This window comes from Bordetella genomosp. 7, from assembly GCF_002261265.1.
Classification (GTDB): Bacteria; Pseudomonadota; Gammaproteobacteria; order Burkholderiales; family Burkholderiaceae_B; genus Bordetella_A.
The window spans coordinates 733,741-753,787 of record NZ_NEVK01000008.1 but is presented as its reverse complement, the minus strand read 5'-3'; the positions used below and the strand labels follow the sequence as shown (position 1 = coordinate 753,787).

Sequence of the window (20,047 nt, the reverse complement as noted above, 5' to 3'; positions counted from 1 at the left end):
TGATGGGTAGCGGATTATCGGGATGCGCGGCGGCGCAGGCCCCGCCAGGCCACCACTACCCAGGCAATGGCGGCGATGCCTGCGAACGAAAACCACTGCAGGGCATAGCCCTGATTCTGGTTGTAGTCGACCGACGGCTGTGGCCAGTCGCGCACCAGCGTGTCTTGGCCGCCGGTTTGCATCAGCACCGCCGGCAGCAGGTCCAGGCCCGTCGCGCGCGCATAGGCGGCCAATTCCAGGTTCTGGACGTGCGGCACCGCGCCGTCGGCCGCAGGAAGTGTACCGGGCAGTTGGTCCGGCCGCGAACCGCCCAGCGACCAGAGTTCGAACAGGCGCGGCACGCGGGCGGCCAATTCGCCACTGACGCGCTGCAGGCCGGCCGGCGCGGGGGGCAGCGACGCAACAGACTGCCCCGGCGTGCGCGGCAGCCAGCCTCGCAGCACCAGCACGGCGCCGTGGCCCGGGGGATCGAACAACAGTGGCGTCGCCAGCCAGTAACCGGGCCGCCCTTCCTGGTTGCGGTTCTGCAGGAGTACGCTGTATTGGTCCAGCCATCGTCCGGTGGCTTGCGCGGGACGCCATGGCTGCAGATCCGCAGCCGGGGTGCGGGGCGACAGGCTCAGGGGCGGCCGGGAACGGCCGGCCTCGATGGCGGACAGCAGGGCCCGGCGCTCGTCGGCACGCCGCAACTGCCACGCACCCAGCGAGGCAAGTATGGCAACGGCCACCCCCAGCAGCAGCAATGCTGCCAAGGTGCGGCGGACTGAATGAGCCATGTCTGCAATAATTCCGTTTTACCCGGAGACCCCAATGCGCGTCATCGTCGTCCTGGCTTTCGTCGGCATCCTGGCCAGCCTGGCATCGGCCCTGGTCTATCTGATGAAAGACAAGGGCTCAACCAGCCGTACGGTCAATGCACTGACTGTGCGCATCGGGCTGTCGGTAGCCCTGTTCCTGTTCGTTCTGCTGGCCCATCACCTGGGCTGGATCGAAAGTACAGGCATTAGATAGGAACGGCAGCGGCCGGTTCCTTTTGTTCAAGCGGCGCAGGAAAAAGCGCCGGTCATTCGTGCGAATGCCCCCTGTCGGGGGCATTCGGCAGTTTGGCGGACGGTATCAGAACCAGTATACGAACAGGTACAGACCCAGCCACACCACGTCCACAAAGTGCCAGTACCAGGCCGCGCCTTCAAAGCCGAAGTGGTTGTCGGCGGTGAAATGGCCGCGTATCAGGCGGATGAGGATGACCGTCAGCATGGTGGCGCCGACGATGACGTGGAACCCGTGAAAGCCGGTCAGCATGTAAAACAGCGAGCCATAGGCGCCGGAACTGAACTTCAGGTTCAGGTCATAGATGGCGTGGTGGTACTCGTACGCCTGGCAACCCACGAAGATGAAGCCCAGCAGCACGGTGGCAAACAGCCAGAAAATGGCTTTGCCGCGATGGCTGGCGCGCAAGGCGTGGTGCGCGATGGTCAGCGTCACGCCCGAGGTCAGCAGCAGGGCCGTATTGATGGTGGGCAGCCAGAAGGGGCCCATGGTCTGGAATTCTTCGACGATGCCCGCCGGGCCGAAGTTGGGCCACACGGCCTGGAAGTCCGGCCATAGCAACAGGCGGTGGTCGAGATCGCCCAGCCACGGCGTGGTGATGACGCGGATGTACCACAACGCGCCGAAAAAGCCGGCGAAGAACATGACTTCGGAAAAGATGAACCAGCTCATGCCCCAGCGGTACGACAGGTCGATGCGCTTGCTGTTCAGGCCGGCTTCGGATTCCTGGATGGCGTCGCCGAACCAAAAATACAGCGACACGAACAAGCCCAGGACGCCCACCAGCAGCAACCACTTGCCCCAGCTAACGTCGTTGAACCACGCCGCCGCGCCCAGGGCCATGGCCAGCAGGGTTACCGCGGTGCGCACGGGGTGAGCCGAATCCGCCGGTACGTAGTAGTACGGTGCCTCTTTACCTTGAACCGAGTGGCTTGCACTCATGGTCTTCTCCCTGGTACTGATTTGTTGAAATGCTTGCTGCTACGACAGGCTGGCCACGGCCCAGCGCACGATCAAAACCAGCAGCGTCACAAATATTGCTCCGGCAAGCAGCCCCGCGATGATGAGGTGCACGGGGTTCAGCTTGCCGGCGTCTTCTTCGTAGCCCGCTCCGCGCCGCACGCCGAACATGCCCCACAGAACCGCCTTGAGCGTCTGCAGGAAGTTCATTTTGCGACGCGAAGCGTCGCGGATGTCGTGCGTCATGGCTTGTGCCCTACTTGGCCATGATGGCCGAACCGCGGAAGAACGTCCAGGCGAACACGGCAAGGACAATTGCCAGCAGTATCAGCCCGATGGTCTTGTTGCGGCGACGTTGTTCAGGAGTCATGGCTAACTTACTTTGTATCCCCGCTTACTTTACTTCCGGCGGAGTCTCAAAGGTATGGAACGGCGCGGGCGACGGCACGGTCCATTCCAGGCCTTCGGCGCCTTCCCAGGGCTTGGCAGCCGCGGGCGCACCCTTGCCACGGTAGCACTGCACCATGACATACAGGAACAGCAGCTGCGACAGCCCGAACCAGAACGCGCCGATGGTGGCCATCTGGTGGAAGGTGGTGAACTGCGCGGCGTAGTCGGCGTAGCGGCGCGGCATGCCGGCCAGCCCCAGGAAGTGCATGGGGAAGAACGTGATGTTGAACGAGATCAGGGTGGACCAGAAGTGCACTTTGCCCAGCTTCTCGTTGTACATGCGGCCCGTCCACTTGGGCACCCAGTAGTACGCGCCCGCGAACAGCGCGAACAGCGAGCCGGCCACCAGCACGTAGTGGAAGTGCGCGACCACGTAGTAGGTGTCGTGAACCTGGATGTCGATGGGCGCCACCGACAGGATCAGGCCGGTGAAGCCGCCCATGGTGAACACGAAGATGAAGCCCACCGAGAACAGCATGGGGGTTTCGAACGTCATGGAGCCGCGCCACATGGTGGCCACCCAGTTGAACACCTTCACCCCGGTGGGAATGGAGATCAGCATGGTGGCGTACATGAAGTACAGCTGGCCGGTGACGGGCATGCCGGTGGTGAACATGTGGTGCGCCCACACGATGAACGACAACACCGCGATGGCCGAGGTGGCATACACCATGGACGCGTAGCCGAACAGCTTCTTGCGCGAGAACGCGGGCACGATGGCCGACACGATGCCGAAGGCCGGCAGGATCATGATGTAGACCTCGGGGTGCCCGAAGAACCAGAACACGTGCTGGTACAGCACCGGGTCGCCGCCGGCGGCCGCATTGAAGAAGCCGGTGCCGAAGTGGCGGTCGGTCAGCAGCATGGTGATGGCGGCGGCCAGCACGGGCATCACGGCGATCAGCAGGAAGGCGGTGATCAGCCAGGTCCAGCAGAACATCGGCATCTTCATCAGCGTCATGCCGGGAGCGCGCATGTTCAGGATGGTGACGATGACGTTGATCGCGCCCATGATGGACGAGGCGCCCATGATGTGCACGGCGAAGATGGCCAGGTCCATGCCCGGGCCCATCTGCGTGGACAGCGGAGCGTACAGCGTCCAGCCCGCGGCGGTGGCGCCGCCCGGCACGAAGAACGAAATCGTCAGCATGATGGCGGCCACGGGCAGCAGCCAGAAGCTGAAGTTGTTCATGCGCGCAAAGGCCATGTCGGACGCGCCGATCTGCATCGGGATCATCCAGTTGGCGAAGCCCACGAACGACGGCATGATCGCGCCGAACACCATGATGAGGCCGTGCATGGTGGTGAACTGGTTGAACAGTTCGGGGCGGAAGAACTGCAGGCCCGGCTCGAAGAGCTCGGTGCGCAGCAGCAGGGCCAGCAAGCCGCCTTCAAGAAGCATGACGAACGAGAAGATGAGATACATCGTCCCGATGTCTTTGTGGTTGGTGGCAAATAGCCAACGACGCCAACCGGTGGGCGCGGCGTGGTGATCATCGTGCTCGTGACCGTGGCCGTGGCCAGGCGACACGTGGTCTACAGTGGCGCTGCTCATTATGGACTCCTTCCTGCTAATTGCCGGCCTCGGTCCAGGAGGCCGGCAGATGTCTCGTGACGGGTTCTGCTAACAGGGGATGGGGCTGGCGCGATCAGCGCGCCGCCACGACATCCTTGGGCTGTACCACGGGGTCTTCGCCCTTGCCTGCATTGCTCCAGGCATGGCGCGTATAAGTGATGACCGAGGCGATTTCTACGTCGTTGAGCTGCGGGCCGAAGGCGGCCATGGCCGTACCGGGCCGGCCGTGCAGCACGACGTCGATCTGGGGACCCTGCGGGCCCAGCACCGTTTTGTCGCCGTCAAGCGGAGGGAAAGATCCCGGCACGCCCTTGCCGTTGGCCTGGTGGCAAGCCACGCAGTTGGCGGCGTAGACCTTTTCGCCACGGGCGACCAGCTCTTCCTGGGTCCATTCCTTGGTGGGATCGTCGGCATTTGCCGCGAGCTTTTTCTTCTGCTCTTCGGCCCACTTGTCGTAGTCTTCCTGCGACTTGACTTCGACCACGATGGGCATGAAGGCGTGGTCTCGGCCACAGAGCTCGGCGCACTGGCCACGGTAGGTGCCGACTTTTTCGGCACGGAACCAGGCATCGCGCAGGAAACCGGGGATCGCGTCCTGCTTGACGCCGAAGTCGGGGATCATCCACGAGTGGATGACGTCCGCGGCGGTGAGCACGATGCGAACCTTCTTGTCGACCGGCACGACCAGGTTGTTGTCGACTTCCATCAGGTAGAACTCACCCTTGGGCTCGCGGCCTTCGATCTGCGCGCGGGGCGTGGAAAGGGTGGACAGGAAGCTGACGCCGGCGGCCGGGCCGTCGATGTATTCGTAGCCCCATTTCCATTGGTAGCCGGTGACCTTCACGGTCAGGTCGGCGCTGGAAGTGTCTTTCATGGCGACCACGGTCTTGGTGGCCGGCAGCGCCATGGCAATGACGATGATGAAGGGGATGACGGTCCAGGCGACTTCCACGCCCAGGTGCTCGTGGAAGGTGGCGGCCTTGTGCCCGCGCGACTTCCGGTGCGCCCAGATGGAATAGAACATGACCCCGAACACGCCAAGGAAGATCACGCCACAGATGATCAACAGCAGCCAATGCAGCCACATGATCTCGTGCGCGATCTGGGTCACGCCTTCGTGCAGGTTGAGCTGATTGACTTTCGGGCCGCCGGGCATGTCTTGTACCTGCGCGTTGGCGACACTGCTCGCAAGCAATGCACAGGCGCCCAGTATCCCTCTCCACTTCTTCATGCTTACCTCGAAACACGGCGCGAGCGTTTCCGTGGCCGCCTGCCGGCGATGACGGAATACACGCAATTTATTAGACGGCAGGCGCAAACCCGGCCTGCGGCCGGTCTACCCCACTCGAATCACAAAGAAACCGCAGAATTATAGCGGACGCGCAATTTAATGTAATTTGGCGCTCTTGAACCTGGGCGCGATGCCCCCACTTTGCGCCGCCCGGAACGGGGCGCTGCACTAAAATCGCCGGAATGTTGACCCCTCCGCCCCCCGACGCACCCGCCCGCGTGGCTGCGCTCTACGCCCAATTGGCCGAGCGCGTGCAAGAACATCCGCCGGAATTGGCATCGCCCCTGTACGTGGCCGACCGCTGCTGCGGCTGGGCCACCCACGCAGCCTGCGATGCGCTAAGGCCGCTCGACCAGGTGCAAGTGCAGGCCGACGCGCTGCGCATCGGGTCCGGCCTGACGGCAGGGCCCCGACTGGACGCCCTGCTGGCCGAAGTGGCGCTGGCCCTGCGCGACGCCGACTGCCTGCGCGGCTGGCGCAACGAATTGCTGGACGTGACTGCCGGCGACGAGAAACTGGGCGCGATCGAACGCGCCGCCGTGCGGCCGCTGGGCGTGCTGACCCGGGCGGTACACCTGAACGCCTGGACGCCGGATGGCCGGCTGTGGGTGGCCCGGCGCGCGCTCAGCAAATCCACCGACCCCGGCATGTGGGACACACTCGTGGGCGGGCTGGCAAGCAGCGGCGAAGACCTCGACCGGGCGCTGCTGCGCGAATGCGCCGAAGAGGCCGGCCTGGCGGCCGGGCTCCTGGCGCAGCGCTCGCCGCTGCGAACCATATTGCGCATGCACCGCCGGCTGCCCGAGGGCTATCAGGTGGAAGACCTGCTGACCAGCACCTGCGTGCTGCCCGAAGGCGCGCAACCGGCCAACCAGGATGGCGAGGTCATGGAAATCACCCACATTCCCGTCGATGAGGCCGTGCAGCGCATCGTGGCCGGCGAATTCACAGTGGAAGCGTCGCTGGTCATCCTGGAAGACATCATGCAACGCCGCGCCCTGGGAGAAATCTAGCAGTTCACTCCCAGGGAAACCGTGTGCGAGCCTAGTGCGAATGCCGCGGGTCGCCGCGGGTTTCAACAACCTTTAGATACAGCGTGGCCGGCTCCAGGCAGCCTCCGGTAGACAACTGCCCCACGAACTGGCGATAGATTTCCTGCCACGGCGTCTGAGAGGGCGGTATCGGAGCCGGCTGGGCGCTGGCCTTGCGCCGGGCCAGTTCTTCGTCGCTGACCATCAGGGTCACCGACCGCTGGTTCAGGTCCACACGCAGGCGATCGCCCGTCTGCAGTAGGCTCAGGCCGCCGCCCACGGCAGCCTCGGGCGACATGTTCAGGATGGACGGGCTGCCCGACGTCCCGCTCTGGCGGCCGTCGCCCAGGCAAGGCAGGGAGTCGACCCCGGCCTTGATAAGACGCGACGGCGGCGCCATGTTCACCACTTCGGCGCTGCCAGGGTATCCCACGGTGCCGCAGCCGCGGATGACCAGGATACAGTGCTCGTCGATATTCAACGACGGGTCGTCGATACGGGCGTGGTAGTCCTCGGGGCCGTCAAAAACGATGGCGCGGGCCTCGAACGCGTTCTCATCGCCCGGGGTTTCCAGATACGAACGCTGGAATGCCTCGCCCACCACCGACATTTTCATGATCGCGCTGTCGAAGAAATTGCCCGACAGCACGATGAAGCCGGCGCGGTGCCGCAGCGGCGCGTCGCAACTGCGGATCACATCTCGGTTGTTCGTGGCCGAGGCCGCGGCGATGTCGCCCATGGTGCGGCCCGAGACCGTCCTGCAGCCATCGTGCAGCCGGCCGGCCTTCTGCAATTCGTGCAGCACGGCCGGCACGCCGCCCGCGCGGTGAAAGCCTTCGCCCAGGTATTCTCCGGCCGGTACGCAGTTCACCAGCAGCGGCACGTCTTCGCCCAGGCGCTGCCAGTCGTCCAGCGTCAGGTCCACGCCCGCGTGGCGTGCAATGGCGATCAGGTGCGGCGGGCAGTTACTGGACGCCCCAAGAGCCGATGCCACCACGATGGCGTTTTCAAAAGCTTCGCGCGTAAGAATGTGCGTGGGCCGTACGTCCTCGCGCACCAGGTCGCAGATGCGCATGCCGGTGGCATAGGCCATCTGTCCGCGCTCGCGATATGGCGCGGGTATGCTGGCGCACCCCGGCAGCGACATGCCCAGGGCCTCGGCCAGCGAGTTCATCGACAGCGCCGTGCCCATGGTGTTGCAATGCCCCACCGACGGCGAGGACGCCGTGGCCAGTTGCATGAAGCCTTCATAGTCGATCTTGCCCGCCGCCATCAGGTTGCGCGCGTGCCAGATGACGGTGCCCGAACCCACGCGCTGGCCGTCGTGCCAGCCGTCGAGCATGGGCCCGCCGGACAACACGATGGCGGGAATGTCTACCGTGGCGGCGGCCATCAGGCAGGCGGGCGTGGTCTTGTCGCACCCCGTGGTCAGCACCACGCCATCCAGCGGATAGCCGTGCAGGATCTCGACCAGGCCCAGATAGGCCAGGTTGCGGTCCAGCGCGGCCGTGGGCCGCCGCCCCTGCTCGGCCAGCGGATGAACGGGAAATTCCATGGGGATGCCGCCCGCGTCGCGTATGCCGGCCTTGACGCGTTCGGCCAGCTGCAGATGGTGGCGGTTGCAGGGCGCCAGGTCGTTGCCGGTCTGGGCGATGCCGATGATAGGCCGCCCCGACTGCAGCTCAGCGCGCGTAATGCCGGAGTTGAGGTAACGCTCGACATAAATGGCGGTCATGTCGGCGTGGGAAGGGTCGTCGAACCATTTCTGGCTGCGCAGTCTACGAGGCGTTTGGGACATGGCTTATCGCTACGATGCAACAGGGGATGCGATGCCGGGCCCACGCGGGCCCGGCGCTGGAACGCTCTGCAGTTACTGGCCGCGCGCCTTCTGGATTTCGTCCTGCAGTTCCTTGACCAGCTCGGGGCCGAGTTCCTGCGTGTACTTGTCGACCACCGGCTGCACTTTCTCGCGCATGCGCGCCACTTCGGCCTCGGACACCACGTTGATCTTCATGCCGTTCTGCTTGAGCGTCGCCATGGCCTTTTCGGAATCGGCACGGCTGTCTTTGCGTTCGAAGTCACGCGATGCGGCGGCGGCCTTGCGGATGAGTTCCTGTTCGTCCGGCGTCAGCGTATCCCACCACTTTTTCGATGCCAGCACCACCCACGGCGTGTACACATGCCGCGTGATGGTCAGGAAGGGTTGTACCTCGTAGAACTTGCTGCTCTGGATGGTGGTAACCGGGTTCTCCTGACCGTCGACCGTGCGGGTTTCCAGCGCGGTAAACAGTTCAGAGAACGGCATGGGCACGGCGTTGGCGCCCAGGGCATTGAACACGCCCAGGGCCACCTGGTTCTGCATCACGCGCAGCTTGATGCCTTGCAGGTCTTCGGCCTTGACCACGGGGTGCTTGGAATTGGTCAGGTTGCGAAAGCCGTTCTCCCAGTACACCAGGCCCACCAGGCCCTTGGCTTCCAGCATTTCCAGCAGGCGCTGGCCCAGCGGGCCGTCGAGCACGGCGTCGGCCTCCTTGTCGCTGTTGAACAGGAACGGCAGGTCGAACACGCCGAATTCCTTCACCATGGTGGCCAGCGGCGCGGTGGAGCCGACCATCATTTCCTGTACCCCGCCGACCAGCGCGTTCTGCATTTGCTCGTCGGACCCCAGGCTGGCCGAGCCGAACGTGCGCATCTTCATTTTTCCGTCGCTGAGCTTGGTCACTTCTTCGGCCAGGAAGCGCGCCGCGCGGCCCTGCACGCTGTCGTCATTCAGGCCGTAGCCGAAGCGGATCAGCCGCGGCTTGATATCCTGCGCCGCGGCCGCCCCGGCCGCCGTGCACGATACCGCCACGGCCAGGGACAACAAAGTGTGTTTGAAAGTCTTGAACATGTGCTCCTCCTTGGTTTGCTGAATTGCGCCGGCAGCGGTCAGTGCCGTTCAGTACAGCCAGCGCGCGGGTACGGTGATCAGCTCCGGGAAGATCACCAAAATCATAATCAAGGCCGTGTACGCGGCCACATAACGCCAGACACCTTTGCAGATGGTCTCCATATTGATGCGCGCCACGCCGCAGACCACGTTCAACACCGTGCCTACCGGCGGGGTCAGGAGGCCCACGCAACCCACCATGACAAACATGACGCCGAAGTAGATCGGGTCGATGCCGGCCTTGGTGATCACCGGCATCAGCACGGGCGCCAGGATCAGGATAGTGGGCGTCAGGTCCATGACGGTGCCCACCAGGGTCAGCAGCACCATCAGGCAGAACATCAGCAGCTTGGGCTGGTCGAGTACGGGCGCCAGCAGATTGATCAGGTCCTGCGGCATGTCGGCCAGCGTGATCATGTACGACGACACCATCGCGGCGGCCACCAGGAACATCACCACTGCCGTGGTGCGCGCAGCGCTGGCAAACAGGGGGCCCAGGTCGCGCACCGTGATCTCGCGATAGACGAACAGGCTGACCAGCAATGCGTACACCGCCGCCACCACGGCCGCTTCGGTGGGCGTGAATATGCCGCCTCGCAACCCGCCGATGATGATGACAGGCAGCATCAGCGCCCATATCGCCTCGCGCAGGGCCCGCAACCGCACGCCCCAGGGTTGCCTGGGGGCGGGCGCCAACGCGCCCTGGCGGCGCGCCACCCAGCTCCAGACCGCCACCAGGGTCAGCCCCATCATCAGCCCGGGCGCGATGCCGGCGAAGAACAGCTTGGTGATGGAGACGTTGGTTGCCACGCCGAAAATAATGAAGGAAATCGACGGGGGAATGATGGGCGCCACGATGCCGCCCGCCGCGATCAGCCCCGAGGCCTGTTCGGCGCTGTAGCCCTGGTTGCGCAGCATGGGGATCAGCAGCGTGCCCAGCGCGGCGGCATCGGCCACGGCCGAGCCCGACAGCGCGGCCAGCAACACGCTGGCGAAAATGGCCACATAGCCCAACCCGCCACGGATATGGCCGACGAACATGCTGGCCAGATGCACGATGCGGCGCGATATACCGCCGGCGTTCATGATTTCGCCCGCCAGCATGAACAGGGGCACGGCCATCAGCGTGAAACTGTTGGCGCCCGAAAGCATGTTCTGCGCAATGATCTGCGAATCGAAGAAGTTCAACTGAAACATCAAGGCGACCGCGCTGAGCAGCAACGCGAACGCGATCGGCATGCCCAGGGCGATCAGCCCCAGCAGCACCACCAGGAATAGGGTGAGAATCATGATGTATGGAATAGAAGTCGAGGTGGCGCTTACACGGTCGTATCTTCGGCGGCGGCATCCAGCGGCGGATCGCCGCCCGCAAGCACGCGGACCAGGTCTACGATGACCAGCAGGCCCATGGCCACGGCCGCATACAGCACGGCTGCATCGAACACGGCCAGGGGCAGGCCGGTTACCGGCAGGCGCGTTCCGGTGCCGATGAGCGTCTGCGCCCAGCCGCCTTCGGCCATCAGCCACAACACCCACAGCGTCAGCAACTGGCACACGACATGGACCAGCCTGCGCGCGCGCCGGCCGAAGCGCTGCACCAGCATGGTGACGCCGATGTGCTGGTGATCACGCATCGCCAGCACCGCCCCCAGGAAGATCAGCCACACGAACGCCAGCCGCGACAATTCGTCGGATGCGTTGATGCCGGAATTGAACAGGTAGCGCAGCGCAACGTTGCCGAACAGCAGCACCACCATGACTGCCAGACAGGCCACCATCAGCCAGGTCTGAAGCCGGCTGCAGGCATCGGCCGCGCGTGCCGGCCATCCGCGGGCGCCTTGGGGCGGGCGCTGCTGGGGAGCAGGCTTCATGATTTGTCTCCAGTTGATTTTTTTCAAACAGCGTGCGATGTTAGCGCTAACATCTGGCCACTGTAAACCCCTTGGGGCAGACTACGCCCTTTCTGTAAACGGATATTCACATGTCGGCACGCAAGCCCCGCAGCACCCGCGGCGGCCGGGTCACCATGCAGCAGGTGGCGCGGCACGCGGGGGTCAGCGCCATTACGGTGTCGCGCGCCTTGCGCGCGCCCCACAAGGTGGCGCCGGCGGTACGCGAACGGGTGCTGCAGATCTGCCACGAGCTGGGCTACGTGCCCAACCATGCAGCCAGCGCGCTGGCGTCGTCCCGTTCCCGCATTGTGGTGGCGCTTGTGCCGTCGCTGACGAACGTGGTGTTCCTGGACATCATCACCGGCATCAAAGAAACCCTGGACGCCCAGGGCTACCACCTGCTGGTGGGGGTTACGGGCTATTCGCTGGACTCGGAAGAAGCGCAGCTGCGCACTTATTTGCAGCATTCTCCCGACGGCGTCATCCTGACCGGCGTCGACCATACGCCCGGGGTATGGCAGTTGTTGCGCACCGCCGGCATGCCGACGGTGCACACGATTGAAACCCTGCCTTCCGATTCGGCCGAGCTCAGCGTGGGCTTCTCGCAGTTCGATTCCGGCCTGGCCGCATGCCGCCATCTGCTCGAACGCGGGTATCGCCGCATCGGCATCGTGGGCGCGCAGCTCGACCCGCGCTCGCTGCGGCGCTGCGACGGCGCGCGCCATGCATTGCGCGAAGCCGGGCTGCACGATCCGGCACTTGAACTCATGACGCCGCAGAAGTCATCCATTGCGCTGGGCGCCGAACTGCTGGACCGTATCCTCGACCGCCATCCGGATTGCGACGGGCTGTTCTTCTGCAACGACGATCTTGCCCAGGGCGCTGTATTCCAGTGCGCCCGGCGCGGCGTGGCGGTGCCGCGGTCCATGGGCATCGTGGGTTTTCATGATTTCGCCGGCACTGCCTGGACGACTCCGCCGCTATCCACCATTGCCACCCCGCGCTATGAAATCGGCCTGACGGCCGCCTCGTTGTTGCTGCAACAGCTCGACGGGCAACCCCTGGCTCAACGGCACGTAGACCTGGGCTTTGAGCTGGTGCAGCGCGAAACCACCTGATCCGGCTCACGCCGCGTGCAAGCCGGCTTCGCACGGTTGTCTGTCCGGCATCAAACCTTTTCGCGTTTCAGAAATAGCGGCAACGCCCGCGCAATGAAAGCCTCGACAATGCCCGCACTTCAGCAACATTCAAGTCAGGTACGAGGAATTTATGCGCATAACTCCTGCTGCCATGGCCGTTCTGTCGATGGCCATGCTGCTTTCAGCCTGTGGCGCCGGCCCGTCTGCCGTCACCACGCAAAAGGCCGACAAGACCGCGCGCGAAGAACGGTGTTACCAGGAATTCGCGGCACTGCGAAAGCTTGATCCGGCTGCCTACGAACTCTACCGACAGCAGTTCCAGACCATCAACGACGGCTACGGCGTCTATAAAGACAACGAGCCCCTGGTCGACGGCAGTTCTTCCGAAGTCATGCTTACCGAAATCAACAAGGCGCTTTCGCTGGTTTGCGTACGCATCAAGAACGCCGTTTACTCCAACATGATGAATCGCGTTGACGCCCTGAGCACGCTATGAACAAGCATCTTGGCGCCGCGTTCTGCTGCGCACTATGGCTGGCTGGCGCCGGCCGGGCCGCAGCCCAGCCGCAGCCGTCGGCCGGCCTGCAGTTGCTGGACAGGCTCATCACCGAACAGATCGTGGACGGCGCCGCAACCAGCCTGCCCGTCCATACCTTAGCCACGCCGCCCGAAACGTGCGAGGCCACGCCGCCTCAGTGCGACACCGCCCAATCCGCCAAACTGATACAGCAGCTGGACGAAGCGCTACGCCAAAATGCCCTGCTGGCGCAACGCATCGAACAATTGCAGGCGCAGCCCGCAAGCCATGCCGATGGCGCGGCGGTCGACACCGCGGCGGTCGGTGCCGCGGCGGTCGGTACCGCGGCGGCCGAACTCGCCACACTGCGGGCGCAGGTCGCTTCGCTGGCCGACAGCGAACGCGCGCACCAACAGAAAAGCGCCGCCCTGGCGGCTGAACGAGACCGGGCCGCGGCCGAACTCGCCGCCCTGAAAGGCAGGCTTGCCGATCCGCAGGCCGAGGCGACCCCCAAGGCCGCCACGGCAGGCCCCGCCTTTGTAATGGGCAAAGGCGCCTCCCAGGACGTCAAGGCAAGCTATGCGGTGGGCGCCTGGTACGGAGACAGCGTGCCGCAAGAAACCGAAAAATTCCGCTCGGTCGGCATGAAACTGGACGTGCGCGCGTTCACCCAGGGGTTCCACGACAAGATCCACAACCGCCTGCAGCTTGCGCAAGATGCGATCGCAGCGGAACTGGCCCGCATCGACCAGTCGCTCGGCAAGGCCATGCTGTCGAAGAACCAAAAAGAAAGCGCCGGCCTGCTCGAAAAAGCCGCCAAGGAAAAAGGCGCGGTCAAGACATCCGAAGGAGCGGTCTACCGGGTTATCGACCCCGGCAAGCCGCCAACGGCGCACGCGCGAAGCCAGGTGCTGTTCGAGCTTACCGAAGCACTGGGCACGGGCGAAGTGCTGGCCGACGCCGAAAAGGCCAGCAGCGCGGTGGGCGATCTGCCGCCCCTGTTCCAGGCCATAGTAAAGAAGCTGGGGGTGGGCGGCTCGGCCCGCGTACACATACCGGGCGACCAGGTCTACGGCCAAGACGGCGTTCCCGGCGTGGTGCCGCCCGGCGCCGTGGTCGTGATGACCATCAAGGTGCTCGATATCAAGTCGCCCTGAGCATCATCACGCGCGCCGCCCGGCGCCTGCCGGGCCGGGCGCGCCTTTGCGTTCAGGCATCCGCCGGCGCGGGCCCGGGCAGTTCGCCCGCCGGACCGGGCGGCGCGGCCGCGCCGCCCCGCGAAAACTGCTCCCATACTTCAATGGCGCGCAAGCGTTGCCTGGCCACGGCCTGGATGCGTTCGCGCAGGTCGGCATCCCGTGCCAGCAACGCCTCGAAATCGCGCAACGACAGCATCAGCAGCTTGCTGTATCCCAGCGAGTGCACGTCCGGATTGACCTGCTGCTTTCCCAGCAGGGCCAGCTCGCCGATGAATTCGCCGCTACCCAGCTCTACCGTAGTGCCATCGGGCAAATGCACGGACACGGCGCCGGATGCAACGAAACACATTTCCTGCCCATGCCGCCCATGTGTCAACACCGGCTGGTCGGGTAGCGCCAGGCGCGGGCGCAGCAACCGGCTGATGGCGCGCAACGAATCGGGGCTCAACCCTTCGAACAGCGGCACACGGGTAATCAGCTCCGCCGCCCCCAGCTCCATATCCAGGGGCGGATGCCGCTCGATATGCCGCCAGCGGTCCTTCAACTGCTTCATCAGGTCTGCGTAGACTTCGCCGCTGATCAGCGATTGGTCGAGCATGTCTTGATAACGGATGCGCTCGAGTTCGCGCGCCGTGCGGCCCAGGTAGCTTTCCTGCAGCCACAGCGCGTACGACGGGTATTGCAGGTTCAGTGCCTGCAGCGCATGTTCGATCAGGTCCAGGCGCCGCTGGTGCGTGGCAATAATCTGATCGGCAGCCGCCTGGCCGAGCAATGGCCCGATCTGCTCGCGCGCAAAGACGATCAGGCGCTGCGCCACCGAACGCTTGGTCATCAGATTGGCAAAGCGCAGCGCCAATTCGTGCGCCAGCCAGCCCTGAAGCCCGAACATATAGTGCATGCGCAACGCCAGGCGAAACCCCCTGGAATACCGGATGTCGGCCTCGATACCCTGCTGAAAGCCCGCCAGGCCCCGATTGCGCACCGCATCTTCCAGGCGCTCGGAGCGCGCCAGCAAGGCCTCGGCCATGCGCCAGTCAACGATCTGCGCCTTGAGAATGTCGAAAAACAGCTCTTGCTCGCGCTGCGCCATGATGGTCAGCCCCACGGCCACGCGCTGCTCGTCGGTCATCTGGGCGATCTGCCCGTCGTGCACGCTGGTAAGGCTGGCATCGAACACCGCGTGGATGCGCTCGCCGACCTCGGGGCTGATGTGGTCGGTCTTGGCCAGTTCCGAGGTCTTGCCCTGCAGATCTTCCAGCGCCACCACCAGCGCCTGGTTGCGGATGGCGCGCTCGATGGGCGACAGCTGATTCAGGCCCAGCACGCGGATCAGCGGACGCAGGGTCATGCCGTTGATGAACAAGGTCGACAATACATAGCCCGTTGTCACCACGGCGATGAACTGGCGCGCGGCTTCCGGCACTGCGTCCTGCTCGGTGACCGCCAGGGCCAAGGCCAGCGACACCGCGCCCCGCAATCCCCCCCACAGCATCACCGTCTTGTACGGCGTGCTGACTTTGGTGCCCAGCGGCGTGAGCCCCAGCAAAGGCAACAGCCCGAACACCACAATGGCGCGCGCCGCCAGCGTCACCACAAACACGACGGCCACCATCAGCAGTTCTTCCGGTTCGGCCGCCGCCATCAACTTGGGCACCAGCATGGCCGCAAACAGGAAGATCAGCGAGTTGGCCCAGAAGCCGAATTGCCCCCAGGAGCTCGCCAGGTGTTCGAAGGTAATGGGCGACATGCGGGTACGCCCCGTGGACCCCACCACCAACCCGGCAATGACCGTAGCCACCACGCCCGACACGCCCAGATAGTGCTCAGAGATAAAGAATGACAGGTAGGCCAGCGTCAGTGTCAGCGTGATCTCGGCCGTGGGAAACCCCCGCAGCCATGCAAACAGGAAGCACGCGCCGCGGCCCATCACAAAACCCGCCAGCCCGCCGCCCACGAAGTGATAGACAAAGTCGTTGAATACCCCGCTTACGCTCAGTGTGCCCTGGCCGCCCAGCACGGCCAGCAGCACGGAATACAGCGCGATGGAAGCGGCGTCGTTGAACAGGCTTTCGCCTTCGACCAGCGTGGTCAGGCGCCGGGGCGCGCCTACCTCGCGGAAGATGCCCACCACGGCAACCGGATCGGTGGTGGCGACGATGGCGCCCAGCAGCAGGCAGACGACCAGCCCGTGCGACGACACGGCGCTGACCGCAAAACCCACCACCACCGTGCACACCACCACGGCCACGACGGCCATCATCAAGATAGGCCCGATGTCGTCGAGCAGCCGCCGTACGTTCATGGCCAGCGCGGTTTCGAACAGCAGCACCGGCAGGAACACCATCAGGAAGGTTTCCGACGAAATCTCGAAGTATTCGATCGTATCCAGCAGATCGCCCAGCATGGGCGGCGCCCACCCGTGCACATGCACCAGGACGCCCAGCAGACAGCCCACGATGGCCAGCAGGACTGAATAGGGAAGCTTGACGCGACCGGCCAGCGGCGGCATAAAACACACCAGCGTCAACAGGCCGGACAGGCCGAATACGATCAGACCGATATCCATGAACGCGTCGGAAAATGCACATACATGAGGTATCGCAAGAATAGCGTTTTTTATCCGTGCAGCCTGCGCGGCTTCCACGTTTCGTTACGCCTCGCCAGGCCAGCCGTACCCGACGCCCATGCTTTTTGGGTAAGGTACTGACGTTCCGAACACGCAGGGGAGAGCCTTTTGCCGGCCTCGACTTCCAGCGCCGGCCGCGCCGACGCGCCTACCTTATTGGTGCAGATTACTGACACCCATCTGCTGGCCGAGCCAGACAGCATCATGTGCCAGGTCAACACCGACGCCAGCCTGCGCGCGGTGCTGGACCTGGTGCGCGCCAACGGGCACCGGCCCGACCTGCTGCTGGCCACCGGCGACCTGTCTCAGGATGGTTCCCCCGCCTCGTACCAGCGCCTGCGAGAACTGCTCGAACAGAACGACTGGCCGGTACGCTGCCTGCCCGGCAACCACGACAATCCGCTCACGCTGCGCCACAGCCTGGGGCTGTGGACCCAGCCCGTCACCGACATAGGCGCCTGGCGCATCATTCTGCTTGATTCCACGGTGTCGGGCTCCGATGCGGGGCATATCGATGACGCGCAGTTCGATTTACTCGAGCGCGCGGTCGCGCTGGCGGGCGACCGCCACATCCTGGTGGCGCTGCATCACAATCCCGTGCAGATGGACAGCAAGTGGCACGACACCATGATGGTGGACAATGCCGCCGAGCTTTTTCAGCGCCTGGCCGCATTGCCTCGCACGCGCGTACTGTTGTGGGGGCACGTTCACCAGGCCTTTGATCGGCGCCGGCACCATCTGCGCATGCTGGCCAGCCCGTCCACGTGTTTCCAGTTCGCCATACGCGAAGGGCAGCACGTGCTGGACGACGCGCCCCCCGGCTACCGGTGGCTGAAGCTGTATCGCGACGGCTCGCTCGCCACGGGCGTGCGGCGCCTGGACCCAGGCGCCTGGCAGCAATTGCGCCGGGCAGCGCTCAACCTGGCATAAACGGCAGCCACGCCGGCATATCGGATACGCGCGGTTTGCGCGCAAAAAAAAGGGGCACCGATATGCGAGGTGCCCCTGACAAGCATCCGTTTCATGGGGAGGGGAAAGAGGAGAAGCCGAAACGGACGCAAGACTGCCAAACCGGAAACCGGTAACGCGGTCTACATGCATTTAGGCTTGCCGGGAGGCTTAAGGTTCCCGCCATGGAAGATCACGCCGCGCGAATTTGAATCAACTTGTATCTTCGCGCGGCGCAAGGAAGATCAGGCGGGCGCCAGCGCGCCGCGCATCTTTTTCAAGGCCGCGGATTCAATCTGGCGGATGCGCTCGGCCGACACGCCGAATTCGTCGGCCAGCTCTTGCAGCGTCGTGCCACCGTCGTCTTGCAGCCAGCGCGCTTCGATGATGCGTCGCGAGCGCGCATCAAGCGCTTGCAATGCATGCGCCAGGCCGGCGCCCTGCAGTTCGTCGTGTTCGCGGCGATCGAGCACGCGCGTGGGTTCCTGGCGGCCTTCGTCCGACAGATACGAGATGGGAGCGTAGCCTTCTTCGTCGTCGTCTTGCTTTTCAAGCGACAGATCGCGCCCGGACAGACGGACTTCCATTTCGCTGACATCTTCGCGCCGCACGTTCAATTCTTCGGCGATGCGGTCGACCTGTTCGGGGTCGAGTGTCTGGCCATCGGGGCGCATGCTGCGCAGGTTGAAAAACAGCTTGCGCTGGGCCTTGGTGGTTGCCACCTTCACCATGCGCCAGTTGCGGATGATGAACTCGTGGATTTCGGCCTTGATCCAGTGCACGGCGAACGACACCAGGCGCACCCCGCGCTCGGGGTCGAAACGCTTGACGGCCTTCATCAGGCCCACGTTGCCTTCCTGGATGAGGTCGGCGTGGGGCAGGCCATAGCCCAGGTATTGGCGCGCCACCGAAACGACCAGCCGCAGGTGCGACAGCACCAGCTCGCGGGCGGCATCCAGATCGTCGTGGTCGCGCAGGCGGCGGCCCAGTTCGGTTTCGCGTTCGGCCGTCAGCACCGGCAGGCGATTGACGGCCGAGATATAGGCTTCGATAGTGCCAAGCGAGCCTGGATTGGCGATGGCCAACGCCAGGGCGTTGCCGGACAGGGCCAACGAACTGCTGGGTTGTTTCATGTTGGCGGTCTCCAGGAAATTGACGGGCGACTATACAAGGATTTGATGTTAGCACTCTCGTGTTGTGAGTGCTAATTGGACAGCTGACATACATCAGAGTTCCGGCTGTTTCGGGCCGATCTGGTGCGTCCCCAATAAATTCATCCTCTGCAAGCCAAGCGGCTATGGTACCGGCCAGCAAGGCTCGATCCCGTCCGGACGCTCGCCGTGCGCTCCGCGCCCAGGAAGGAATGCGTGGGGCGGCACGCGGTTTGCCGGGCACAGGGCCCGGGGCCTGGTTCCCCGCCTATGTCAGGAGGTCGCATGAGTGCATTTGCCAAAGCCACCAATGCCCGGGTGCAGGGTGACGATGTGGTATTTGAACTGGAAACTGACGGGGTGACTCGCCCCTTTGAAATTTCCGGAGACGCCCTGAGGCGCTATTTTGGGGCAACCGACGGCACCGGCAGCGAATTACTGCGGGCCTTCGATGCCGCCGAAGACCAGATCCGGACGCTGGCCAAGAAAACCCAATGGGTGCCGGCCGACGGCACGATCAAATTGGGCGCGGGCGATTTCGACGACGAATAGCGCGCAACGCCGCAACGGGCCGGGCGCGGGCGGGCAGGCTACCACCCGGCCTGCCGCAGGGCATCTTCGGTAGCCTGCCCGTCGGGCCGGATGACAATCGCGCCGCGTGGGTCCATGAAGACCTGGTAGCGCGCGCCGTCTATCATGGGCATATAGGCCGCGCTGCCGTATTCGACGTCAATGAAGGGCAGCCAGTTGGGAAACACGCGCTTCAGCGCGGCCAGGTCCGGTACGGGCCAGTCGTGCAGTGCGTGTACGGTGCGCGGCTCGCTGCGTTCGCGTTCAATGTCGCGGTAGCGCCCCGAGATCCGGTCGAACGCATACAGGGGCGGCACGCCGGCCAGCAGCGCGGGCAGGCGCCAGCGCACCACCTTGCCATCGATCTGCCACTGGTCGCCGGCCAGCGGGTATTCGCGCGCGGCGGCATCCGGCGGCGCATGCGCGGTAAGCAGAAACCGGCCTGGGGCCTGCTCGTGGATCTGCACCCGCGCCACCGGCGTGTCGGTAGTCAGCCGCAGAAACTGCGTCAGCGTCAGCGCCAGCAGGGCCGACACGACCGCCAATGCGAGCAGCAATGCGCCAAACAGCCGCCGAACCGGGCGCAGGCGGAACATGCGCCGTCCATGGGCGTCCCGCGGGCCGCCCCGCCCGAACAACAGCACCATGCCCGGCACCGACACCAGCAGCGCCGCCAGGGCCATCCAGACAAAAGGGGCAAAGCCGTTGATCACGTGGG

20 protein-coding genes are annotated in these 20,047 nt (G+C 64.5%); 7 read left to right on the top strand and 13 right to left on the bottom strand.

Annotated features, from left to right (window positions below):
* Positions 1-14: 14 nt before the first annotated feature.
* The gene (locus tag CAL19_RS19435) at positions 15-776 is read right to left on the bottom strand and encodes an SURF1 family protein (protein WP_094797705.1); all 762 of its coding nucleotides are present in this window, start codon (positions 774-776) and stop codon (positions 15-17) included.
* A gap of 34 nt (positions 777-810) precedes the next feature.
* Here CAL19_RS19435 and CAL19_RS19430 point away from each other — a divergent pair, with 34 nt between their 5' ends.
* Positions 811-1,011, top strand: a complete 201-nt coding sequence (locus CAL19_RS19430) for a twin transmembrane helix small protein (protein WP_026639931.1) — start codon at positions 811-813, stop codon at positions 1,009-1,011.
* A gap of 105 nt (positions 1,012-1,116) precedes the next feature.
* Here CAL19_RS19430 and CAL19_RS19425 read toward each other — a convergent pair whose 3' ends face one another.
* The 5 genes from CAL19_RS19425 to coxB form a co-directional block, all read right to left on the bottom strand.
* Complete coding sequence (locus tag CAL19_RS19425; protein ID WP_094797704.1) at positions 1,117-1,992, bottom strand: cytochrome c oxidase subunit 3; 876 nt, start codon at positions 1,990-1,992, stop codon at positions 1,117-1,119.
* Positions 1,993-2,031: 39 nt separating this feature from the next.
* Entirely contained in the window at positions 2,032-2,256 is a 225-nt protein-coding gene (locus CAL19_RS19420) for a DUF2970 domain-containing protein (RefSeq protein WP_026639929.1), read from the bottom strand.
* A 10-nt stretch (positions 2,257-2,266) separates the two neighbouring features.
* Positions 2,267-2,380 (bottom strand): cytochrome oxidase small assembly protein, encoded by a 114-nt coding sequence (locus CAL19_RS19770; RefSeq protein WP_026639928.1) that lies wholly within the window; start codon positions 2,378-2,380, stop codon positions 2,267-2,269.
* Positions 2,381-2,404: 24 nt separating this feature from the next.
* Positions 2,405-4,015: a cytochrome c oxidase subunit I gene (gene ctaD / locus CAL19_RS19415; RefSeq protein WP_094797703.1), complete on the bottom strand. Its 1,611-nt coding sequence runs from the start codon at positions 4,013-4,015 to the stop codon at positions 2,405-2,407.
* A 94-nt stretch (positions 4,016-4,109) separates the two neighbouring features.
* A complete protein-coding gene (gene coxB, locus CAL19_RS19410) occupies positions 4,110-5,267 on the bottom strand; it encodes a cytochrome c oxidase subunit II (protein ID WP_026639207.1) in 1,158 nt (385 codons plus the stop codon).
* 242 nt (positions 5,268-5,509) lie between these two features.
* Between coxB and CAL19_RS19405 the strand changes: the two genes are divergently transcribed.
* Complete coding sequence (locus CAL19_RS19405; RefSeq protein WP_094797702.1) at positions 5,510-6,340, top strand: NUDIX hydrolase; 831 nt, start codon at positions 5,510-5,512, stop codon at positions 6,338-6,340.
* A 31-nt stretch (positions 6,341-6,371) separates the two neighbouring features.
* Here CAL19_RS19405 and CAL19_RS19400 read toward each other — a convergent pair whose 3' ends face one another.
* The 4 genes from CAL19_RS19400 to CAL19_RS19385 all read right to left on the bottom strand — a co-directional run bounded on the left by CAL19_RS19400 (position 6,372) and on the right by CAL19_RS19385 (position 11,158).
* On the bottom strand, positions 6,372-8,156 hold the full coding sequence (locus tag CAL19_RS19400; protein WP_026639209.1) for an IlvD/Edd family dehydratase: 1,785 nt from the start codon (positions 8,154-8,156) through the stop codon (positions 6,372-6,374).
* 72 nt (positions 8,157-8,228) lie between these two features.
* Entirely contained in the window at positions 8,229-9,248 is a 1,020-nt protein-coding gene (locus CAL19_RS19395; protein ID WP_094797701.1) for a TRAP transporter substrate-binding protein, read from the bottom strand.
* A 48-nt stretch (positions 9,249-9,296) separates the two neighbouring features.
* Positions 9,297-10,577 carry a TRAP transporter large permease gene (locus CAL19_RS19390; RefSeq protein WP_094797700.1) on the bottom strand — a complete coding sequence of 427 codons (1,281 nt, stop codon included), beginning with the start codon at positions 10,575-10,577 and terminating at the stop codon, positions 9,297-9,299.
* Between the two features lie 29 nt (positions 10,578-10,606).
* A complete protein-coding gene (locus tag CAL19_RS19385) occupies positions 10,607-11,158 on the bottom strand; it encodes a TRAP transporter small permease (RefSeq protein ID WP_026639212.1) in 552 nt (183 codons plus the stop codon).
* Positions 11,159-11,268: 110 nt separating this feature from the next.
* Here CAL19_RS19385 and CAL19_RS19380 point away from each other — a divergent pair, with 110 nt between their 5' ends.
* From CAL19_RS19380 to CAL19_RS19370, 3 genes are all read left to right on the top strand, one after another.
* The gene (locus CAL19_RS19380) at positions 11,269-12,297 is read left to right on the top strand and encodes a LacI family DNA-binding transcriptional regulator (protein WP_026639213.1); all 1,029 of its coding nucleotides are present in this window, start codon (positions 11,269-11,271) and stop codon (positions 12,295-12,297) included.
* 151 nt (positions 12,298-12,448) lie between these two features.
* Entirely contained in the window at positions 12,449-12,814 is a 366-nt protein-coding gene (locus CAL19_RS19375) for a hypothetical protein (RefSeq protein WP_141214401.1), read from the top strand.
* Positions 12,811-13,992: an FKBP-type peptidyl-prolyl cis-trans isomerase N-terminal domain-containing protein gene (locus CAL19_RS19370; RefSeq protein ID WP_094797699.1), complete on the top strand. Its 1,182-nt coding sequence runs from the start codon at positions 12,811-12,813 to the stop codon at positions 13,990-13,992. Before CAL19_RS19375 ends, CAL19_RS19370 begins: the two co-directional genes overlap by 4 nt.
* 52 nt (positions 13,993-14,044) lie before the next feature.
* On the opposite strand, the gene CAL19_RS19365 is transcribed toward CAL19_RS19370, so the two are convergent.
* Positions 14,045-16,600 (bottom strand): cation:proton antiporter, encoded by a 2,556-nt coding sequence (locus tag CAL19_RS19365; protein WP_026639215.1) that lies wholly within the window; start codon positions 16,598-16,600, stop codon positions 14,045-14,047.
* A gap of 168 nt (positions 16,601-16,768) precedes the next feature.
* Between CAL19_RS19365 and CAL19_RS19360 the strand changes: the two genes are divergently transcribed.
* Complete coding sequence (locus CAL19_RS19360; protein ID WP_026639216.1) at positions 16,769-17,590, top strand: phosphodiesterase; 822 nt, start codon at positions 16,769-16,771, stop codon at positions 17,588-17,590.
* Positions 17,591-17,853: 263 nt separating this feature from the next.
* Here the strand turns inward: CAL19_RS19360 and rpoH are convergent, their stop codons facing one another.
* Positions 17,854-18,741: an RNA polymerase sigma factor RpoH gene (rpoH, locus tag CAL19_RS19355; protein WP_026639217.1), complete on the bottom strand. Its 888-nt coding sequence runs from the start codon at positions 18,739-18,741 to the stop codon at positions 17,854-17,856.
* Between the two features lie 303 nt (positions 18,742-19,044).
* Here rpoH and CAL19_RS19350 point away from each other — a divergent pair, with 303 nt between their 5' ends.
* Complete coding sequence (locus CAL19_RS19350; RefSeq protein ID WP_026639218.1) at positions 19,045-19,311, top strand: DUF1488 family protein; 267 nt, start codon at positions 19,045-19,047, stop codon at positions 19,309-19,311.
* 38 nt (positions 19,312-19,349) lie between these two features.
* On the opposite strand, the gene CAL19_RS19345 is transcribed toward CAL19_RS19350, so the two are convergent.
* Positions 19,350-20,042, bottom strand: coding sequence for a hypothetical protein (locus CAL19_RS19345; protein WP_170940393.1), 693 nt, complete (start codon positions 20,040-20,042; stop codon positions 19,350-19,352).
* Positions 20,043-20,047 lie beyond the last annotated feature (5 nt).